This window comes from Rhizobium sp. BR 362 (assembly GCF_036528765.1).
Lineage (GTDB): Bacteria > Pseudomonadota > Alphaproteobacteria > Rhizobiales > Rhizobiaceae > Rhizobium.
Genome location: NZ_JARWGH010000015.1, coordinates 31,373 through 51,882 on the forward strand (window position 1 = coordinate 31,373; position 20,510 = coordinate 51,882).

General features: G+C 58.4%; 15 protein-coding genes. 5 read left to right on the top strand and 10 right to left on the bottom strand.

What is annotated here, in order from left to right; translation table 11 throughout:
- Window positions 1–2: 2 nt before the first annotated feature.
- The 6 genes from QDY28_RS18765 to QDY28_RS18790 form a co-directional block, all read right to left on the bottom strand.
- Window positions 3–1,094 carry a quaternary amine ABC transporter ATP-binding protein gene (locus QDY28_RS18765; protein ID WP_331383167.1) on the bottom strand — a complete coding sequence of 364 codons (1,092 nt, stop codon included), beginning with the start codon at window positions 1,092–1,094 and terminating at the stop codon, window positions 3–5.
- Window positions 1,095–1,179: 85 nt separating this feature from the next.
- Window positions 1,180–2,031 carry a glycine betaine ABC transporter substrate-binding protein gene (locus tag QDY28_RS18770; RefSeq protein ID WP_331383168.1) on the bottom strand — a complete coding sequence of 284 codons (852 nt, stop codon included), beginning with the start codon at window positions 2,029–2,031 and terminating at the stop codon, window positions 1,180–1,182.
- A gap of 79 nt (window positions 2,032–2,110) precedes the next feature.
- Window positions 2,111–3,457: an NAD(P)/FAD-dependent oxidoreductase gene (locus QDY28_RS18775; RefSeq protein ID WP_331383169.1), complete on the bottom strand. Its 1,347-nt coding sequence runs from the start codon at window positions 3,455–3,457 to the stop codon at window positions 2,111–2,113.
- Complete coding sequence (locus QDY28_RS18780; RefSeq protein ID WP_331383170.1) at window positions 3,454–4,971, bottom strand: aldehyde dehydrogenase; 1,518 nt, start codon at window positions 4,969–4,971, stop codon at window positions 3,454–3,456. The genes QDY28_RS18775 and QDY28_RS18780 overlap by 4 nt, the downstream gene beginning before the upstream one ends.
- Window positions 4,964–5,875: a dihydrodipicolinate synthase family protein gene (locus QDY28_RS18785; protein WP_331383171.1), complete on the bottom strand. Its 912-nt coding sequence runs from the start codon at window positions 5,873–5,875 to the stop codon at window positions 4,964–4,966. Before QDY28_RS18785 ends, QDY28_RS18780 begins: the two co-directional genes overlap by 8 nt.
- Complete coding sequence (locus QDY28_RS18790) at window positions 5,872–6,588, bottom strand: GntR family transcriptional regulator (protein WP_331383238.1); 717 nt, start codon at window positions 6,586–6,588, stop codon at window positions 5,872–5,874. Before QDY28_RS18790 ends, QDY28_RS18785 begins: the two co-directional genes overlap by 4 nt.
- A gap of 403 nt (window positions 6,589–6,991) precedes the next feature.
- Between QDY28_RS18790 and QDY28_RS18795 the strand changes: the two genes are divergently transcribed.
- Both QDY28_RS18795 and QDY28_RS18800 read left to right on the top strand, forming a co-directional pair.
- Window positions 6,992–9,265, top strand: a complete 2,274-nt coding sequence (locus tag QDY28_RS18795; protein ID WP_331383172.1) for a cation:proton antiporter domain-containing protein — start codon at window positions 6,992–6,994, stop codon at window positions 9,263–9,265.
- Window positions 9,266–9,433: 168 nt separating this feature from the next.
- Window positions 9,434–10,534, top strand: coding sequence for a YihY/virulence factor BrkB family protein (locus QDY28_RS18800; RefSeq protein ID WP_331383173.1), 1,101 nt, complete (start codon window positions 9,434–9,436; stop codon window positions 10,532–10,534).
- 112 nt (window positions 10,535–10,646) lie between these two features.
- On the opposite strand, the gene QDY28_RS18805 is transcribed toward QDY28_RS18800, so the two are convergent.
- Window positions 10,647–11,510: an alpha/beta fold hydrolase gene (locus QDY28_RS18805; protein ID WP_331383174.1), complete on the bottom strand. Its 864-nt coding sequence runs from the start codon at window positions 11,508–11,510 to the stop codon at window positions 10,647–10,649.
- Window positions 11,511–11,721: 211 nt separating this feature from the next.
- Here QDY28_RS18805 and QDY28_RS18810 point away from each other — a divergent pair, with 211 nt between their 5' ends.
- Together QDY28_RS18810 and QDY28_RS18815 are read left to right on the top strand one after the other, a co-directional pair.
- A complete protein-coding gene (locus QDY28_RS18810) occupies window positions 11,722–11,988 on the top strand; it encodes a type II toxin-antitoxin system Phd/YefM family antitoxin (protein WP_331383175.1) in 267 nt (88 codons plus the stop codon).
- On the top strand, window positions 11,985–12,407 hold the full coding sequence (locus QDY28_RS18815; RefSeq protein WP_331383176.1) for a type II toxin-antitoxin system VapC family toxin: 423 nt from the start codon (window positions 11,985–11,987) through the stop codon (window positions 12,405–12,407). The genes QDY28_RS18810 and QDY28_RS18815 overlap by 4 nt, the downstream gene beginning before the upstream one ends.
- Window positions 12,408–12,509: 102 nt before the next feature.
- On the opposite strand, the gene QDY28_RS18820 is transcribed toward QDY28_RS18815, so the two are convergent.
- From QDY28_RS18820 to treY, 3 genes are all read right to left on the bottom strand, one after another.
- The gene (locus QDY28_RS18820) at window positions 12,510–13,778 is read right to left on the bottom strand and encodes a DUF892 family protein (protein ID WP_331383177.1); all 1,269 of its coding nucleotides are present in this window, start codon (window positions 13,776–13,778) and stop codon (window positions 12,510–12,512) included.
- A gap of 179 nt (window positions 13,779–13,957) precedes the next feature.
- Window positions 13,958–16,033 (bottom strand): glycogen debranching protein GlgX, encoded by a 2,076-nt coding sequence (gene glgX / locus QDY28_RS18825; protein ID WP_331383178.1) that lies wholly within the window; start codon window positions 16,031–16,033, stop codon window positions 13,958–13,960.
- Window positions 16,034–16,118: 85 nt separating this feature from the next.
- A complete protein-coding gene (treY, locus tag QDY28_RS18830; RefSeq protein WP_331383179.1) occupies window positions 16,119–18,605 on the bottom strand; it encodes a malto-oligosyltrehalose synthase in 2,487 nt (828 codons plus the stop codon).
- 128 nt (window positions 18,606–18,733) lie between these two features.
- Here treY and treZ point away from each other — a divergent pair, with 128 nt between their 5' ends.
- Window positions 18,734–20,506: a malto-oligosyltrehalose trehalohydrolase gene (treZ, locus tag QDY28_RS18835; RefSeq protein ID WP_331383180.1), complete on the top strand. Its 1,773-nt coding sequence runs from the start codon at window positions 18,734–18,736 to the stop codon at window positions 20,504–20,506.
- The last annotated feature ends 4 nt before the right edge of the window (window positions 20,507–20,510 follow it).

The following is a 20,510-nucleotide window of genomic DNA, read 5'->3' on the forward strand; positions in this document are numbered from 1 at the left end:
TCTCAGGCTGTCACATGTGGTTGCTCTGGGGATCCGGCGACACCGCGAAGCAGCCCGCGGGTCGTGACCACGCCGACGATGGAACCATTATCGACGACGGCCAAAGCATCACGCTCCGATTTCATCGTGAGATCGATGAGCTCGCCGATATCGGCTTCCGGAGTGGTTTTGAGGAGCGTATTCACGTCATGCTGTGGCTGCAGGCTCGTATATTCTGCGATCGGCTGCATCATCGAATGCGCCTTGACGAGATGAACCCTGGATATGCCCGCGACGAAATCGGCGACATAAGCGTCGGCGGGCTTCGTGACGATCTCTTCTGCGGTTCCGACCTGGACGATGACGCCGTCCTTCATGATGGCGATCCGGTCACCAATACGGATCGCCTCTTCAAGGTCATGCGTGATGAATACCGCGGACTTGCCGAGCGATTTCGTAAGCTGCCGGAACTCGTCCTGCAACTGGCGGCGAATGAGCGGATCAAGCGCGCTGAACGGCTCATCCATGAGAATGATCTCGGGATCGGCGGCCAATGCACGGGCAAGGCCGACACGTTGCTGCATGCCGCCTGACAGTTCCGAAGGATATCGCGACGTCCAGTCGGAAAGGCCGACCTTGTCGAGCGCCGTGCGCGCCGTTTTGTTGCGCTCGTCCTTTCGCACGCCCCGGACTTCCAAGCCGAATGCGGCATTTTCGAGGACCGTGCGATTGGGGAGCAGGGCCACGCTTTGAAAGACCATGCCGATGTTCCGCGCACGCATGTCGCGCAGTTCCGCAGCATTGAGCCGGGCAATCTCCTTGCCCTTGATTGCGATATTGCCAAGGCTCGGCTCGATAAGCCGGTTAAGGAGGCGAACCAAGGTTGATTTGCCGCTTCCGGAGAGCCCCATGATGCAGAAGATCTCGCCGCGGCGGACCTGGAGGCTGGCATCGGCGACACCGACGACGCAGTTGAATTCGTCCAGGACCTGCTTTTTGGAAAGGCCGCGCTCTGAAACGGCTTTCACGGCAGCCGGAGCACGGGCGCCGAATATCTTCCAGACGCTCCGGCAATCGACCAGGATTTCGTTGGCGTTATTCACGACAGTGTTCATTGCGTTCCCCGAGGGTCAGTCCATTGCCGACCTGTTTGTGCTCGTTGAGAGATGCGGGCCGCCAAACGGCGACCCGCCGTTCACATCATTCGCTCTTGATATTCTCCCAGCGCTTCAGGAGGTCGGCATGGCTTTCGATCCAGGCTTTGACGGCGTCATCCATCGTCTTTCCGTCGCTGACTGCGCCATTGATCGCGGTGATATCGGCAAGCGGCACATAGACGCTGGCGATGACTTCGCGGGCATGGGGGTGTTCCTCGGAAAACCCCTTCTTGCCGATCCAGTAGTAGCTCTGCGGCGGCGGGAAGATACCCTTCGGATCCTTGAGGAACTTGACCGGGTATTTCTGCATCATCCAGGACGGTTCCCAGATCGTGACAGCGACCCATTCCTTGCGGTCGATCGCCGACTTCAGCGCAGCGGTCATGGCGGCAGTGCTGCCTTCGACGAGCTGCAGCTTGAGACCGTATTGCTTGACGGCATTGGCAGCGTCGCGCATCAAACCCGAGCCCGGCTCGATGCCGACGATTTTGCCGCCGAACTTGTCGGCATTGTCGTTCAACTGATCCATCGAGTCGATCGTCACATAGTTCGGTACGGCGATCGCCTGGTACAGACCGTGCGAGACAGGCGAGATCTTCTCAAGACGCTTCTTGTTTTTCTCCCAATAGTCCTGCGCTACATAGTCGGTCTGAGATGCGAGGATCTGGATATCGCCCTTGCTGAGTGCTGCATAGGCAATGCCCCATTCGGAGAACGGCACGACCTTTACGGTGTAGCCGGCATCCTCAAGCACTTTTTTGGTGATCCCGGTGATCGGCGTCAGATCTTCCCAGGACATCGTGCCCACGGTAATGCTCTTCTCTTCCGCATGCGCGGAGAATACGGTCATTCCGACCATCGCAGCGGCGCAAAGCGCCTTCCACAAAGCCTTCATTATTCTTACTCCTAGTTCTCGTTCCCATTCTTCTAAAGATCAGCGCTTGGCCCGATCCTCATTATTGCGCGGCGACGGATCATCCCTCGCGGCCTGCACGCAACTCCTGAAAGCGGATGACCGAATTCGCGCCGAGCCATGCGATCGGCTCGGGCGGCAGCTTGCTCGGCTCCGGTTGGTTTCTGTATTGGTCGAGTTCACGGCTATTGGCCCCAGCCGCCAGATCGGCAGCCATCATCCCGGCCAGCGTGCTCTTGACGGTGCCAAGACCATTTTCGCAGCACGCGGAATAAAGCCCTTCTTCGACCTCGCCAAATGCCGGCACATGGTTTCTGCTGAGGCACAGCGCGCCGGCCCAGCTATATTCCATCGGCAGGTCTTTCAGCCCGGGGAAGCGGGCATCGAATGACCGGCGCTGTTCGGCGGCTATGCCGGCAACCCGCCTGTCCGACACTCGGAGGTTCGGATCGTATGTAAACCGCGTCCTGACGACGATCCGCGACAGTCCATTTGTGGTGATCTTGCGAAGGGTCGCGCCCATCGGATCGGCCGGCAGCAGCGCCCAGCGGTCAACGCCGGAAACCTCGCCTCCGAACTCGTTCTGGGAGAAGGCGGCGGTCATGGACGCGTAGGTGAAGATATGCATTAACCGCCCGCGGAAGTGGCCGAAGCTCTCAATATGGCCGTTCACACCCAGAATGACCTTCGGTGCGGACACGGAGCCGCGGTTTGACCTGGCCTTCCAGACCTTTCCTTCGCGCGAAAGTTCCAGCACCGGCGAATGTTCGTAGAGACCGACTTTCGATCGCAGGCCGCGCGCAAGGCCGCGGATATAATCCGCCGGCTGGATCATCACGGCCCCTGGCGTATAGAGCCCTCCTCGATAATAGTGCGAGCCGGTCATTTCCCGCATCTGATCGGCATCGAGGACGCGATAGTCTTCGCCAATCTTCTCGAGGGACTTTCTGTAGTTCTCGTTAAGCCCCAAGCCTCGGTCCGACGCGGCCGCGTTTATCTTGCCCGAGGGATCGAATGTTTCCCCGGATAGGCCATACTCGGCCGCGACATCAGCGGCAAAGGCAATCGCCAAACGGTTATGTCTGATCTCTTCCTTGGTGGACTGCTCGTCGGCAACCGAGTACTCGCCGGATGAGAGATTATGGGGAACATCGATCATGAAGCCGGAATTCCTGCCGGCTGGCCCCTTTGCGAGTTCACGAGCTTCAAGAACAACGATCTTGTCCTGCGGCCGCAACTGCGAGAGGCGCCGCGCCGCCGATAGCCCGGCAAATCCTGCGCCGATGATCAGCCAGTCGGCGGTGACGTCGTGATCAAGCGCCACAGCGGGATAGGCGCGTTCGCTGATCGCCTCCCATCCCGAAACGCCGGTATCGATCGGCAAGCGCTTGATCACATGTCGGGTCATCGGATGGCCTCATCCACGGAGCGTTCCGAAACATCGATCCAGATGGTCTTCAGTTCGCAATAGTTGTCGTGGGCAAAGATCGACTTGTCGCGGCCCCCGAAGCCGGACTCCTTGTAGCCGCCGAACGGCGTGCTGGCATCGCCTTCGCCGAAGCAGTTGACGGTGACGAGACCCGCACGGATCTCCCGCGACACGCGGATCGCATTGCGCAGGCTGCCCGTATAGACCGACGCCGTCAGGCCGTAATTGGTGTCGTTGGCAAGCGTGATGGCTTCGCTGAGGGAATTGAATGTCGTAACCGACAGGATCGGCCCGAAGATCTCCTCCTTGAAGAGGCGGCTGGCGGGTGTGACGCCGTCGACGACCGTGGGTTCGATAAAGACGCCGCTTTGTGTTTCGCCGCCAAATGCCACCGTAAGCTTCTCGCTCCTCACGTCATCTAGGAACGAGCTCACTTTTTCAAAATGGCTCTTGCTGACCAGCGCACCGATGCGGTTTTCCGGGTCGAGCGGGTCGCCGGTCTTCCATTCGCGCATATAGGCGCCAATTCGCTTGAGGAGTTCGTCCTTGATGCTGGCGTGAACGATGAGGCGCGACGAGGCGCTGCAGTTTTCGCCCATGTTCCAGAAAGCGCCGTTGACCACCTGTTCGGCGACGAGATCGAGGTCTTCGGCGTCTTCCAGCACGACGGCCGGGTTCTTGCCGCCGCATTCGAGCACGACCTTCTTGAGGTTGGAATCGGCAGAATAATGCAGGAAGCGACGGCCGGTCGGGGTCGAGCCGGTGAAGGCCACCATGTCGACATCCATGTGCAGGCCGAGCGGCTCGCCGACCTCCCTACCGCTGCCGGTGACGACATTGAAGATACCGGCCGGAATGCCGGCCTCATGGGCAAGCTCTGCGACACGCAATGTCGTCAGCGTCGTTTCCTGGGCGGGCTTGACGATCACCGAGCAGCCTGCGGCGAGTGCCGGCGCGATTTTCCAGGCAAGCATCAGCAGCGGAAAGTTCCACGGCAGCACGCATGCGACCACACCGATCGGTTCACGAACGACCATCGCCAGTGCATTGGGACCAACGGAATTCGTATTGTCATAGAGCTTGTCGATAAGCTCGGCATGCCAGCGGATCGTGTGGATAGTGTCCGGGACATCGACGGTCTGGCACTCACGGACCGGCTTGCCGCTGTCGACGCTTTCCAGGACGGCGAGCTCGTGGCGGTTCTCTTCCAGCAGCTTTGCGAACTTCAGCAGCACTTCTTTGCGCTCGCCCGGGGTCCGCTGACGCCAGCGGCCATCGTAGAAGGCCTGCTTGGCCTTGGCGACCGCATGGTCGACGTCGCTGGCGTCGCAGGCCGCGATCTCGGCTAGCAAATCGCCAGTTGCCGGATTGGTGGTCTTGAACGTCTTGCCCGAATTGGCCGGGCGGAACGTCCCATCGACGAAAGCATTCGTCGGGAACTGCAGGCCGGCGGCGATCGCCTTGTATTCTGCTGCGGTCAAGGGTTCATGCATAGTTGGCTCCCGCGGTGATCTGGGCGACCGTGCGCTTCAGCGTCGCAACGACGGTCTCAAGGGTTCGCTTTTCGTCCGTGGTCAGGCCGCGCAGCGGTGCGCGGACCGGACCGGCCTTCAGGCCCATAATCTCGCAGCCATGCTTGATCGACTGCACGAACTTGCCGCATTCGAGGAAATCCATCAGCGGTAACATGGCGGTCATGATCGCCCGGCCCTTGTCGAAATTCCTTTCGAGGACGCAGGCCTCATAGAGCGCGACATGCTCGCGCGGCAGGAAGTTGGAGCCGGCGCAGACCCAGCTCTTGGCCCCCCAGGCAAAAAATTCCAGCGCCTGGTCGTCCCAGCCGCAGGAGAGCGCAATATGCGGAAACTTCCGTGCCAGCAGATGCAGGTTGCCCATGTCGCCGGAGCTTTCCTTGATCGCCTTAACGTTCTTGGACTTGCCGACGCGGGAGAAATATTCCTCACCCATCATCACACCCATGCGGGCGGGATAGTTGTAGAGCATGATCGGCAGATTGGCCGCGCGATCGACGGTCAATGCATGAACCGCGTTTTCCTTCTCCGTCGGCAGTGCATAGGGCGGCGACGACACCAGGATGGCATCGGCGCCGATCTCCTTTGCCGCCTTTGCGTATTCCACGGAATCTTCGGTGCGCGTCGCGCCGGTGCCGATGACGAGCGGCAGCCGGGTGCCGATCACCTCCTTGGCGTAGGCGGCAAGATCGAAGCGCTCCTGGCAGCTCTGGGCGTAATATTCGCCGGTCGATCCGCCGACGATGATGCCATGCACGCCAGCCTCGATCAGCGACTCCAGCACCGCCGCAAAGCCCTTCCTGTCTATCTGCCCATCCGGGCTCAGCGGCGTCACCGCAGGCGTATAGATGCCTTCAAACTTCACGATGATTTCTCCAATGATTGCGCACTCGGACCGCCGATCAGCGCGTCCGCCTTAAGTCCTTGTGGTGCTATGAACATTTCCATGTTCTCGCGGGACAGCTCCCAGTGCTCGAAGACCAGATCGACGACGGCGTCTTCGTCTTGAGCACCTAAAGCCTCGATGAAGCTGTCATGGTGCTCTACCGCCACCTGCAGGCGGCGCCTCATGTCCTGGTTTCGCGGACGGAAGAACGTGTGCCCGATGCGTGCGTGATCGATCAGGAGTCGGCCGAGGCTCGGCTGCAGATAATCGTTCGCCGACATCTCGCCGAAGATTTCATGGAAACGGTTGTTCTCAAGAACCATCGTAAACGCATCCATGTCCTTGCTGGCTTGGCGAAAACGCTCCTGCGTCTGCTTGAGGTCAGTAAGCTGCGATTGTTTGAAGTTCTGTACCGCGAGCCGGCCGATCGCGGCGTAAATCATCGGCGCCACCAGGAAGAAATTCCGCAGTGTCGCGTGGTTCATCGGAATGACGCGTGCCCCACGGTTCTCGCGAATATCGATATAGCCCTCCCCCGCCAGACGCCGGAAGATGTCCCGAACCGGGGTGCGCGAAAGGCCATAACGCGTGCTGAGGCTTGCCTCATCGAGATCGGCATCCGGATCCAGCTCCATCGTCAGGATTTGACGCTTCAGGTCTTCGTAGAGGCTGCTCTTAACGGTCTTCGCCATGGGAAAACTCCGGTCCGCTTCTTCCTGATGATGGGGATCATGGCACGCGCCTTCGTTTAAGTCAACAATTGTGTACTTTATGTACACAATGAAAATGCATGCAAAATACAATTCTGAAAGGATGCGGGGAACCCGCGCCAAAGGCGAATGCTCGATCTCTGCTGGCGTGAGAGAACCGGCTCCGGTGTTTAGCAGGATGGGTTTCATCATCGCGCAGCCGCCAGGCTTGGCGCTCGCTCTTTAAATAAATCCTAGGCTTTTCTGAACTTTAGAACCTGCTGATCGGCGCCAGGTCCGGAGCGCAGTCATCGCAAGGAACTCCGCCTCACGGGCTGCGTTAACTCGCGACATGCCTCATGCACGAGAAAGAGCCCCATGGCGATCCGCGGTGAGCAAGGCCTTCATGAGATCAATTAATTTCGGAAAACGCCCTCCGACTCTGATTTTGATCGGCTTGCTGCTTTACGCGGGTGTTGCGACATCGGCTTTGGCGGCGAATGGAGAGAAGGCCGCCACGCCCTCCGAGGGCCTTTTCCTGACGCAAATTATCATCCTCGTCATTGTTGGGCGATTGCTCGGCGAACTTATGGTGCGCATCGGGCAGCCGTCGATAATGGGCCAAATCATTGGCGGCGTATTGCTTGGTCCGTCGGTTCTCGGGGAAATTTTCCCTGATGTTCAGGCCATGCTGTTTCCAGCTGGCGAAGCGCAAAAGAGTATGATCAATGCGGTGGCGCAGCTAGGCATCCTGTTTCTGCTTCTGCTGGCGGGCATGGAGACCGATTTGGGGCTGGCGAGACGGATGCGGCGCGCGGCATTTGGCGTCTCGTTCGCGGGCATCGCCGTTCCTTTCGTCGCGGGCTTTGCGCTTGGCGAACTCCTTCCGGCCAACCTGCTTCCTGACCCGGAGAAAAGGCTTGTCGCCTCACTGTTCCTCGGAACGGCGCTTTCCATCTCGTCGGTGAAAATAGTCGCGTCGGTCGTACGCGAAATGGACTTCATGAGGAGGAACATCGGCCAACTGATCGTCGCATCGGCCATCATCGACGACACGGTCGGCTGGGTTATCATCTCGGTCACTTTCTCCCTTGCGGCAAAAGGAGCCGTCGAGCTGCCGACGCTTGCAAAGAGCGTGATTGGCACCCTTGCGTTCATGGGCGTAAGTTTCACGATCGGACGACGTATTGTGTTCGAAATCATCCGCTGGACGAACGATCGATTTAAAAGCGACCTGCCGGTCCTCAGCGCCATTGTCGCGATCATGGGCGTCATGGCGATCATCACCAATCTAATCGGCGTTCATACGGTATTAGGCGCATTCGTCGCCGGAATCCTCGTCGGACAATCGCCCATCCTGACACGTCAAATAGACACGCAGCTTCGAGCGCTCACGACGGCTTTGTTCATGCCGGTATTCTTTGGCCTCACCGGTCTTCAGACGGATCTCACCGTCCTGCAAAATTCAGAGATTTTATTGCTGGCGGGCGGCTTGATCGTCATCGCCAGCATCGGGAAATTCGGCGGCGCATTCCTCGGTGGCCGTTTTGGAGGCTTCTCGAATTCGGAAGCCATTGCGCTTGGCTGCGGGATGAACGCCAGGGGTTCCACCGAGGTGATCGTTGCTTCCATCGGACTTTCCGTCGGCGTCCTTGATCAACGCTTGTTTTCCATCATTGTGGCGATGGCCGTCGTCACAACGATGATCATGCCGCCGACTTTGAGATGGGCGCTTGCGCGGCTGCCGGTTCGGGCAGAGGAACAGAACCGGCTGAAGAGCGAGGAATTCGAAAAGGCGAGCTATCTCTCCAAATTTGAACGCATATTGCTGGCGGTCGATCGCTCCGGAAATGGCAACTTGGCCTCCAGAATATCCGGATTGCTAGCCGCGATCCGGCAGATGCCTGTAACCGTGCTGCGCATTGACGATGAAACAGGGCGTGAGCCGAGCGGCGAGCCGTCGAATGCAGACGGAGTCGAAGCATTTGTGGACCAAGTCAGGGCAACGGCCACGAAAGCGGTGGCGCAATCGGATACCGATGTTGCCACACCCGCAGACGTCCACGTCACCGGAAGAAAGAAAAACGGCGATTTAGAGCGAGCACTTTCCGAGAGCGCCGAACAAGGACACGACCTGATGATCATCGGGGCGGAACCGGCCGTTGCCGATGCCGGAGGGCTCGACGAGCGTTTTACAAAGATGACATCTTCGTTTCAGGGCACCGTAGCCATCACCTTCAGCAGAGGGTGGATACCGGAAAACGACGACGAGCTTCGCATCCTCGTTCCCGTCTCGGGGACGGAACGCTCCACCCGCGCCGTCGAGTTCGCTGCGGCAATCGCAAAAGCGGGGGGCTGTGACATGGCGGTCGTCTACGTCACCGATCCACAGCAGCTTGTCCGGATGCCCCGCCTCAGCGATATGAGCGATCGTCACGACGAAGCCTTCAAACGGGTCGACGAAATTGCCGCATATTATGGCCTCGACATTCGCAAGGCGGTTGAGCGAGGAACATCGCCGGAGCTGGCCATATTGCGAAACGCAAGGCGCCGTCGCGCAAATCTGATTGTACTGGGCGTCAGCCGGCAGGCGGGCACAAGGCTTTCCTATGGAGGGATTGCCAATTCGCTGATCGATGCGGCCGACAGATCGATCGTCGTCGTCGAAGCTGAAAAATGACATCGCGATCGCAATCTTTCTTCCCCACACTGACGATCTCTCGTCGCGCAGTGATCCCTTCGGCGACGTCGCAGTCAACGCCGCTTGGTACCGCATGACGCCCAGGCGCATCTTTTGGTCGGGTCAAGCGTTACCGCAAAGCGATGGGCAGTCTGACGGAGTAGCCCGATGAGAAAACGTGTCCACGGTGGCGGACCGCAACACACGCATTCCTTATTTCGAATTGGCAGCTTTGCGATTGCCGCCTTGCTTGTGACCCGTGCATTGGGGAAGCGAGCACATGTCGAGACCGCGTCTGCAAATGCCGCTGACCACGAGTTCCATCCGGAGCTGGGGCGACGTGCAGCCGTTCCGGAGCACATACCGCCCCGTGGCTTGCGCGATGTGTTCTGGCGTGTCGTCCACGAAATCAGTGACGATCGCATTTCGCTCGTTGCGGCAGGCGTGACCTTTTACCTTCTACTTGCCCTCTTTCCGGCGCTTGCAGCACTTGTCTCGCTCTATGGCTTCTTTGCCGATCCCGCGAGCATAAGCGAGCATCTGCGCTCGCTCTCCGGCCTCCTGCCGCCCGGCGCCTTTGACATGATCGCCGATCGACTGAACGATCTCGTCCAGCGGCGAAGCGGGACGCTGAGTGTTGCGTTGCTTCTTGGTTTGGGGGTGGCCTTGTGGAGCACGCATAGCGGAACATTGGCGATCTTCGACGCGATGAACATTGCTTATGAAGAAACAGAAAAGCGCGGGCTGGTCCGCCTCAATCTCGTCGGGCTCTGTTTCACGCTCTGCGCAATACTGGCGGCGATCTTGGTCATCGGATCGGTCGCCATCATGCCGCTGCTTCTCTCTCTTCTTTGGCTCGATCAGTGGAAGGAGAACCTCGTGCTAATTCTGCGCTGGCCAATCCTGTTGATCCTCATGATCATTGCGGTAACGGCAATCTACCGGTTCGGTCCGAGCCGCGAACCCGCGAAAGTTCGATGGCTCACCTGGGGTGCTGCCCTGGCAACCATTGGCTGGATCGCCATGTCCTTGCTGTTCTCTGTCTATCTCAGGAATTTTGCAAACTACGACGCGACCTATGGCACGCTTGGCGCCTTGATCGGTTTTCTGATCTGGATCTGGCTGTCCGTCGTGATCCTGTTAGTTGGGGCGGAAGTCAATGCGGAACTGGAGCATCAGACGGCGGTCGACACGACGGTCGGCCCTGCACTTCCCATGGGAAGTCGCGGCGCTGAGGTCGCCGATACGATTGGTAAATCGTCCGCTTGAGAGGCAACGAAACAGGCGGCCAATGCCGCGGTCCAAATGTCTGGATTGAGCCGCAAAAACCTGCGTCGCGGCCGGTTTGTCCCGAGCTTGATCACGCAGCCGCAGAAAATGCTTAGCGGCTTTCAAAGAAAGGAAGAAGGGAATTCGCAAGATCTACCGGGTTCTCTTCCGCGACATGGTGGCCGCTGTCGATGCCGTGGCCTTGAACGTCCACTGCCCAGGAGCGCCAAATTTCCCTGGGATCGCCAAAGAAGTCTTCGAGATCGTCGCGTATCGACCACAGACAAAGCAGTGGGCATTCAACCCGCCTGCCCTCGGCGCGGTCTTGCAATTCGTGCAGGCGATCGACGGTCAACCCTGCCCGGTAATCCTCCACCATTCCATGGACGACAGCGGGATCGTGGATCGCCGTCATGAGATCGGCATAGGCCTCCCGACCCATCAAATCAGGCTTGATCGCATTATACCAGGCCGTCGGATCAGCATTGATCGCCCTCTCGGGCTTCTCCGGCTGGGCAAAGAAAAACCAGTGGTACCAGTCACGCGCAAAGCGCCAATCGATCCTCTCCAAATGTTCGATGATCGGAATGCTGTCGATTACTGCGACCTTCGTAACGGCATCAGGATGATCCATCGCCAAGCGGAATGCCACATAGCTTCCGCGATCGTGCCCGGCGACTGCAAACCGGTCATATCCCAGCCTTCTCATGAGTTCGATGCAATCCCCAGCCTTGGCGCGCTTTGATGAGTTACGGCTGTCGCTTGTATCCAAAGGTTGGAACGACTTGCCGAAACCTCTGAGATCGGGGCATACCACTGTGAAATGAGGGGAAAGAAAATCGGCGATCCGGCCCCAGGTCATATGGGTTCGGGGATGGCCATGTAGAAGCAGCAGCGGCGGACCGTATCCTCCGTAGCGAACACGCAGAGCGCCAGTCCCGACGTCGATCATGTCGAGTTTCATTCCATTGAACATGAATGTCCCCGCGTTTGAAAATCGGGATGCCCAAGCACTGGATTTTTGAACTGTTGCGGACGGTTCTTAGAGACATCGAACGCACATCCTTCACTTGAAATGCATGCGCCGAGCCGTAGTTCCAACTGGGGTCTTCCTTCGCTAAACCGCTTGTCAGTTGAGAGGTGGGAGTCTATATAGTCATTATAGTCACTCTAGTCATGAGGCAACAATGCGGCCGTCTTCACCAAGCGAGGAAACGTGGACCGTCGCCAGCGCGAAGGCAAAACTTTCCGAGGTCATCGAACGCGCGCAAGCGGTGCCACAGACGATTACGCGGAACGGCAAGCCAAGTGTGGTTGTCGTCTCCGCCGAGGAATGGCATCGCAAGACTGCGCGTAAGGGGACGCTTGCCGAGTTTCTGATGGAGTCGCCCCTGCGTGGCGCCGATCTGGACCTAAAACGTCAACGCGACGACCCACGTGATCTTTCGCTGTGAGACTTCTTTTAGACACCGATGTCCTGTCCGAGGTGACAAGGCCGCGACCTGATGCACATGTCCTGCGATGGCTTGATAGCCTCGATGAGGATCGGTCATTCATTAGCGTCATCTCGATAGCCGAGATCCGGCGTGGGGTCGCACTGATGGATAGCGGGCGGAAGCGCGACACGCTGGCGGAATGGCTAGCCACGGACCTGCCGCAGCGCTTCGAGCAACGTGTCCTGCCTGTGACCGAACCAGTGGCCACGGCTTGGGGCGACCTGATGGGACTTGCAAAGCGAAGCGGCCGCGGCCTCTCGTCAATGGACGGCCTGATCGCCGCCACGGCGATTGCTTACGATCTCACTCTTGCAACGCGCAACATAAGAGATTTCGAAGGTTTTGGCGTTGAGTTGTTCGATCCCTGGGTCGGATGACATCGCATGGATGTGGGAGTTGATCGGGAATTGCGGGCCGCGTGCCCAGCAAGCACGCGGCCATTCCGCTCGGCCAATGAGGCCGGCACCCGGACAAACTTATTACGCGACGCTCCGCGGCATGCGCGCGACCGACATAAGCGGTTGCGCCACTTGGTCGAGCAACTGCCCTGCATTCTGCTCCTCGCCTAAGGAAATCGTGAGCAGTTGAGCAACGGTCGGCTGCGAAAGCTGCAAAGCCAGATTCCTGGCTGTCGTATAGGCGGCGATCTCGTAGTGCTCGACGCGAAGCGCGGCTCCGATCAGGGCGAGATCGGCAGGGGCATCTTCCTTCTTCTTGCCTTCGGTCATGACCTCCTCGCCTTCCTCGACAAGACCCGCCATGCCCTTGCACGGCTTGGCTCGAGAAGGTGCTCCGAGGATCTTCAGGCATTCGTTGAGGCGTTCCACCTGGGCGTCGGTTTCCTGAAGGTGAGTTTTCAGCAGAGTTTGCAACTGTCTGGAGCGCGCTGCCTTTTCCATGTTGGGAAGGGCCTTGAGAAGCTGCTTTTCGGCATGCAGCAGATCCCGTAGCTCGTCTACCAGCACTTCCTGAATTGCCTCCGATCCTTCCACACGAGCACTTTCCGCGTGAACGCCTGCTCCGCCGTCCTTGGCCGGCTTCATGGCCTGGAAGGCCGGAGCCTCGACAAATTTCCAAGGTTCGCCTTCATTCCACGGGCCCCTCGTATCCACTTCGCCATGGTCTCCTTCTCCGGTGGAATCGTTGAAGAACTGATCCACGAGTTTCGGCGTGGGTGCGATCCTGCCGACACTGAGCGGCGGCTTACCCATGCTCTCCAGAGCAAGTGAGAAAGCTCGCATGTGGGTGATTTCGCGGGTCATCAGGAACTGCAGAGCATCCTTGGTGCCGGGATCGCGACAGAAATTGATCAGCCGCTCATAGACGATCTTGGCGCGGGCTTCCGCCGCAATGTTGCTGCGCAGATCGACGTCGAGTTCACCGGTAATCTTGAGGTAATCCGCGGTCCATGGATTACCCATAGAGTTGAAAAGATTTATGCCGCCGCCGCCGGCGATGGCAATCAAAGGATCGGCCTCGGCCTCCTCCCTGACGGACTTCATCGGCTTCAAATGCATGCGCGCCAAGCAGCCGACGATCTCCAGATGACTGAGTTCCTCGGTGCCGATATCCATCAAAAGATCTTTGCGGCCTGGATCCTCGCAATTGAGGCCCTGGATCGAATATTGCATCGCAGCCGCCAGTTCCCCGTTGGCGCCGCCGAACTGCTCAAGCAGCATATTGCCGAATTTCGGATCTGGTTCATCAACCCGCACAGTGTACATAAGCTTCTTGACGTGATGATACATGATAGCCTCGCTGGACAAAGAATTGCGCCTAACAAGGGAGAGCTCTCGAAGTTCCTCGCGTTTCTTTATTCTTCCAGCCGAAAAAGTTGGCCCGCAGACGCCTGCTGGCGTCAAATGCGAAGGGGAAGATCGCGCAGGCCGCAGCACGACATGCACGGCGGCCTCATCAAAGCCACCATTCAGATCGGCCGCAAGACCGCCAGGCTTCGCGCTTGAAGCTGCAAGCTCTTGTCGGCGATTGCTTCAGTTCCCGTCGCCATCGGATCTGATGTGGTGAGTTCCAAGATCCAGCGCCTGTCATCCGGCAGGTCGAAACTGACGTCTTCGTCCTGAGGATTGAAGAGGAGAAGCACGTCGTCCCACCCTTCCTCGAAGGGCTGGTTGCGCGACAGCCGCAGTCCAATGGTCGTGCTTGCCTCGTCATCCCAATGCTCTTCGGCAAATTCGCCACCACCGGGATTGAGCCACGTAACGATCAAGCCGTCGCGCCAATTCTCCCGTCTGAAGATTGAATGATCCTGTCGCAGGGCAATCAGCCGCTTGGTGAAGGCGCGCAGGGCTTCGGCGCTCTCGTAAGGGTCTTGCCAATGTAGCCAGCTAAGTTCGTTGTCCTGGCAATAGCCGTTGTTGTTGCCCATTTGGCTGCGGCCGAATTCGTCGCCGGCAAGCAGCATCGGTGTCCCATGCGAGAGGAACAGGGTCGCCAGGAAATTCCGCTTCTGACGCTCTCGCGTCGCATCGATGCCTTCGTCGTCGGTTGGCCCTTCCGCACCATAGTTGAAACTGCGATTGTCGTTGTGGCCGTCCTCGTTGTTCTCGCCATTCGCCTCGTTATGCTTGTCGTTGTAGGAGACGAGGTCGTTAAGGGTAAAGCCGTCGTGGGCCGCAATGAAATTGACGCTCGCCCATGGTCGGCGCCCGCGCAGGTCATAGACATCGCCCGAGCCGAGGATGCGCGCGGCAAACTCTCGTGTCGTGCCCGGGGTACCATTCCAGTAGTCACGGATCGTATCACGATATTTGTCATTCCACTCTGCCCAGCCCGGCGGAAAGCCGCCCACCTGATAGCCGCCGGGGCCGATGTCCCACGGCTCGCCGATAAGCTTGATTTTGGAGAGGACCGGATCTTGGCCAACCGCATCGAAAAAGCCGCTGCGCTGGTCAAAACCCTGCGGTTCCCGACCGAGAATGGTGCCGAGATCGAAGCGGAAGCCGTCAACCTCCATCTCTTCGGCCCAATAACGAAGCGAATCCGTCACCATCTGCAGTACGCGAGGGTGCGACGTATTGATGGTGTTACCGGTGCCCGTGTCGTTGATGTAATAGCGAGGCGTGTCGGGCATAGTGCGATAATAGGAAAAATTGTCGATGCCTTTGAACGACAGGGTCGGGCCGAGCTCGTTTCCTTCGGCCGTATGGTTGTAGACGACGTCCAGGATCACCTCGATACCGGCATCATGGAAGGTGCGCACCATTTCGCGGAAGCCTGCGAAACCTCTCGGACCGTAGTAGCGGGAAGCCGGGGCAAAAAAGGCGAGCGTATTGTAGCCCCAGTAGTTGCTGAGCCCCTTGTCGAGCAGGTGACTGTCGTCGGGAAAAAAGTGGATCGGAAGCAGCTCGATCGAGGTAATGCCAAGGCTCTTAACGTAATCGACGATCGCTCTTTGGCCGAGCCCATCAAACGTACCGCGTAGCTCCTCCGGAATCGCCGGATGCAGCATCGTCAGTCCCTTGACGTGAGACTCGTAGAAAATCGTCCGCGACCAAGGGACGCACGGTTTTTGGCTTGAAGCCTTGTCTTTCCCGTTGAAATCGACGACGCGGCACTTGGGCATCGCCGGCGCACTATCCGTCTCGTCGAAAGATAGATCCTTCAGTTCGTCATCCAGAATGTAGGCGAAATTCGCTTGTGACCACGCCACATTGCCCACAAGCTCGCGGGCGTATGGGTCGACGAGCAACTTGTTCGGGTTGAAGCGATGCCCGCTCTCCGGATCAAACGGTCCATGGACGCGATAGCCGTAGAGAGCACCGGGCTGCAGGCCTGGAACATAGCCATGCCAGATCTCGTTGGTAAATTCCGGCAGGACGATCCGCTCGATTTCCTGCTTTCCGGTCTCGTCGAAAAGACAGAGTTCAACCTTCTCCGCATAGGCGCTGAAAAGCCCGAAATTGACGCCCTCGCCGTCATAGTTGGCTCCCCGACGCGTGAAATCGCCCGGTTCGGCTACGTATCGTTTTCCGTCCTGTGTCATGGAAGCCTCTTTGTTGGTGCAACCACAAACACCGCAACGTGACGCTTTGTTCCGGCGATATGAAGGCTGCGAATTAGCCGGCAAGCTAGTCGGGCGTGACGAGAAACGAGATGGGGTGATCTTCAAACAACCGCGCTGCCGAAATATCGCCCGTAGGCAGCGATTTACCCGTCAGCAGATCGCGCGTTTGCCGGCCGAACCGTGGCGGTATTGATACGACCGTGCCCTGCCAGTAATCAGATCCGGTCCTGCCGGCATCGACCAGCCGCGGGACGATCGTGATTGCCGCCTCTTTCTCGCGAGTTCGCGCGAAGGCGACGAGATTGTCAGACCGCTCTCCTTTGACCTCAAGCGGCAGATAGCCGCCCTCGAGAAAGAGTTCGGGATGGCTGTTGCGGTGGCGCAGGACGGTTCGGATGATCTGGCGTTTCAGGGATATTGCCCACGGCTCTTCGAAGGGCGATTGATTCTGCCACGTTCCGACGGGCCGATGATCGATTGGCCGTCTGTTATCGGGATCGACCATGCTGAAGTCGAGACCCTCGGCGCCCTGGTAGATATCCGGAATGCCGGGGGCCGTGAGCTTGATCAACACCTGAGACAAACTATTCAAGTAGCCGAGCTTGATAAATGGCCGCATCGTCTTTTCGAAGTCGCTCATGAAGCCCTGGTTTTGAGGCGAAAGCAAAGCGCGGGCATAATCCACCACCGCCTTTTCATAGGCGGGCTTTTCATCCATCCAATCGGTTCGCAGCTTTGCCTCGCGCATCGCCTTCAGCACATAGGCAGCGAACCGATCTTTCAGTTCATCCCTATCGCTTTGCTCAATATCGGCCGGCCAGATTCCGGCGAGCGCCTGATACAACATCCATTCGACATTCGGTTCCGGCGCCGGTCCGTCTGGAAGATCGGTGCGAAAGGCCGCATTCAAAGCACGCCACCGCGCAACACCTTCGATCCAGACCTCAGGGTGCTGCGAAAGGCTGTAGAGACGTGCACGCGCGTCTTCTCCGCGTTTCGTATCGTGCGTCGACGTGGCGGAAAGCCCATGAGGCTGGCGCTTCATTCGGCCCGCCATCGATTGGTGGAAGGCCGCAACGCCTCGCGGCAATATCGCGGGTTCGCCACCCACCTCATTCATCGCGATAAGAGGCGTGTACCGATAAAATAGCGTGTCTTCGACAGACTTTGCCATGACCGGACCGCTGAGTTGCTGAAATCTCGCGCGGAACTCCACAGCCTGGTCATCGGCGATTTCTCCACGCAACAGGCTTTCTATCGCATCCAGCGCCTCCACTGTCGGTAATTTGGTGCGCGCCTTATCGACGGCGTTACGAACGACTGCTTCATCTTCCGCAGACAGGCCCCCGCGGTAGCCATAGGTGCGATAGACCGGAAATGCGGCCAACAGCTCCCGAAGCGCCGAGGATATCTCCGATTCGGTCAGCCCAGGAAAGCTCAAATGAGCGAGCTTGCTCAGACGAGCTGTCTCGCCTGCGAAATTACGCTCGCTCATCAGGAGCTTCGCGTTGCGCAAACCAGTCGGAAAATCGGCATGCTCGTTGTCGACGATCTGGTACGCCGCTTCGATTTTTTGCAGGCCATCTCCTGCAACGAAGAGGTCTGGCATGGCGGAGATGAATTCGTATCCGGTGGTTCCGGACACGGGCCAGTTTGCCGGCAAGATCTCGTCAGGACCAAGGATCTTTTCGACGACGATGAACGTGTCGGCACCGACCGCGCGCCGCAGCCGTTCGAGGTAGGTTTTGGGATCCGCCAGCCCGTCGATATGATCGATGCGCAAACCTTGAACTTGCCCGGAACGGACCAATTCGATCGTCAGCCGATGGGTCGCTTCAAAGACCCGCTCGTCTTCCACCCTTATGCCGATCAGCCCTGCGACCTCGAAGAAGCGGCGATAGTTGAGGTGCCGAGCGGCATCCTTCCAATACAGCAACTGCCAGTACTGCTTCTCGATCAGCTCATTCATCTTGGCTGCATCCCTCGAGAAAGCCTGCAGTCGCTCCGCATTTCTTCCTGTCTGCGCCATCACAAAGCTGGCGCTGTCTTCGGAAAGCGGGAAGCAATTGTCGAAATAAGCCAATTGCAACAGATCCTCGGTGGCATCGTAGCGCAGTTGAAGCTCACCAGCAGCGAGAGCTTCTTCGACGGGCTTTCCAAGCTGCGGCAATGTCAGCTTCTCGCTCCAGTCGATGTCGAAATAGCCTGCGTAGACGCTCTTCGGCCCGTGTCGCAGAACATCGCGCCACCAGACGTTTTCCAGCGAGGCGGCCATGTGGTTCGGAACGATATCGATGATGAGGCCGAGCCCAGCTCTCTGCAAAGTTGCCGTCAAGGTGTCGAACCCTTTTCGGCCGCCTATCGTCGGATCGATCTCGTTTGGATCGGTGACGTCGTAGCCGTGCGTCGAACCCTTCGTGGCGGTGAAGATCGGCGAGGCGTAGAGATAACTGATGCCGAGGTCTTTCAGATAAGGAACAAGCTCGCTCGCCCGCTCGAATGTAAGATCGCCGCGAAATTGCAGGCGGTAGGTGGAGGTCGGAACACGCATGGCTTTCCCTTGCATAAGAATGGCTTCTATCAACGGAGCCGAACAAGATCTGTTCCGGCGCAGGAACACTCGCCGACAAGATGCGTTGGAGAATCCGCAGAGTTTGAAGCGACTGACATGGAGGCGATATGCAAGACAGCTTCACCTTCGGGCCCGATATCAAAGCGCTTAGCGTCACATTCCGGCTATGGGCGCCATTGCAGGACCGCCTGAAAGTCAGGATCGAGCGCCGCGGCGAGTGGGAGATGCGACCGCAGCAAGACGGTTGGCATGTTGCCGAAGTCGCCGAGGCACGGCCGGGCGATCTTTATAAGTTCATTCTTCCCGACGGCACAGAGGTGCCGGATCCAGCCTCCCGTTTCCAGCCTAACGATGTTCATGGCCCGTGCGAATTGATCGATCAGGCGTTCGAATGGCGCGTGCAGCATTGGAACGGCCGGCCTTGGGAGCAAATCTTCATTTACGAGCTGCATGTCGGAGCCTTTACGGAAGCCGGCACTTTTCTGTCGGCCATCGAAAAGCTGGATCATCTGCAGCGGCTCGGGATCACTGCGATACAGCTCATGCCGCTCAGCGATTTTCCGGGTCGATACAACTGGGGCTATGACGGCGTTCTACCTTATGCGCCGGATAGCAGCTATGGCCGCCCCGAAGATCTGAAGATGCTCGTTGATGCCGCCCATGAGCGCGGCATCTGCGTCTTTCTTGATGTCGTCTACAACCACTTTGGACCGGAGGGAAACTACCTGCCGCTCTATGCTCCGATCTTCAATGACCGGCACAAAAGCCCTTGGGGCAACGGCCTCAACTATGATGGCGAGGGTAGCCGCTGCGTTCGCGATTTTGTCATTGAAAACGCGATCTACTGGTTAGGTGTCTTTCGCATGGACGGACTGCGGTTCGATGCCGTTCACGCGATGAAGGACGACAGTGATCGCCATATTCTCAAGGAGCTGGCAAACAGTGTCAGGCAAGCGTTTCCCGAACGCCACATTCATCTCATCCTTGAGAATGAGGACAATAATTCAGATCTTTTGGCCCGCGACCCTGATGGCAAGCCCCAGGACTTCACGGCTCAATGGAATGACGACATCCACCACGCGTTTCACGTCGCGGCGACCGGCGAGACCTTTGGCTACTACCAGGATTATGCTGATTATGGAGCGCATCTCGGCCGGGCGCTTGCCGAGGGCTTCGTCTTTCAAGGGGAACATATGGGCTATCGAGGGCGATCCAGAGGATCGCCCAGCGCCGGTCTGCCGCCAACGGCCTTCATTTCATTCATCCAGAACCACGACCAGATCGGCAACCGGGCAATGGGTGACCGCATGGTTGCGTCTCATTCGATCGATGCCATGAAGGCAATAGCGGCGATTTATCTGCTCTCGCCGCAAATCCCGATGTTGTTCATGGGCGAGGAATGGGGGACCACCGCACCCTTTCCCTTCTTTTGCGATCTCGGGGAGGAGCTGAACAGCAAGGTGAGACTTGGCCGCAAGGAGGAACTGTCGCGCCTGCCGGGCTTCGATGCAGAGGACGCGCCCGACCCGACCAGCGAGGCCACGTTTCGAAGCGCCAAGCTGCCTTGGGACGAGCTGGAAAACGACAATGGTCTCAACGCGTATTATGAGCGGCTGATAACCCTCAGGCGCGAAAAGATCGTGCCGCTTCTCAAGCACGCGCAGGGTCATTCCGCCGTCCACAACGAGGATGGGCCGTTGCTGCGGGTTACGTGGCGGCTCGGCCAAGCAACTCTTGGTCTTGTTGCCAATTTGTCGGATAAGGCCGTTGCCGCGGCAATTCCCGCCGAGGCACAGACATTCTTTCAATCAGGGAGCATCTCGACCGGTCAAATCGGCGCTTGGACGGTCTCCTGGGGTCTTGTCGAACATTCAGAATGAGTGA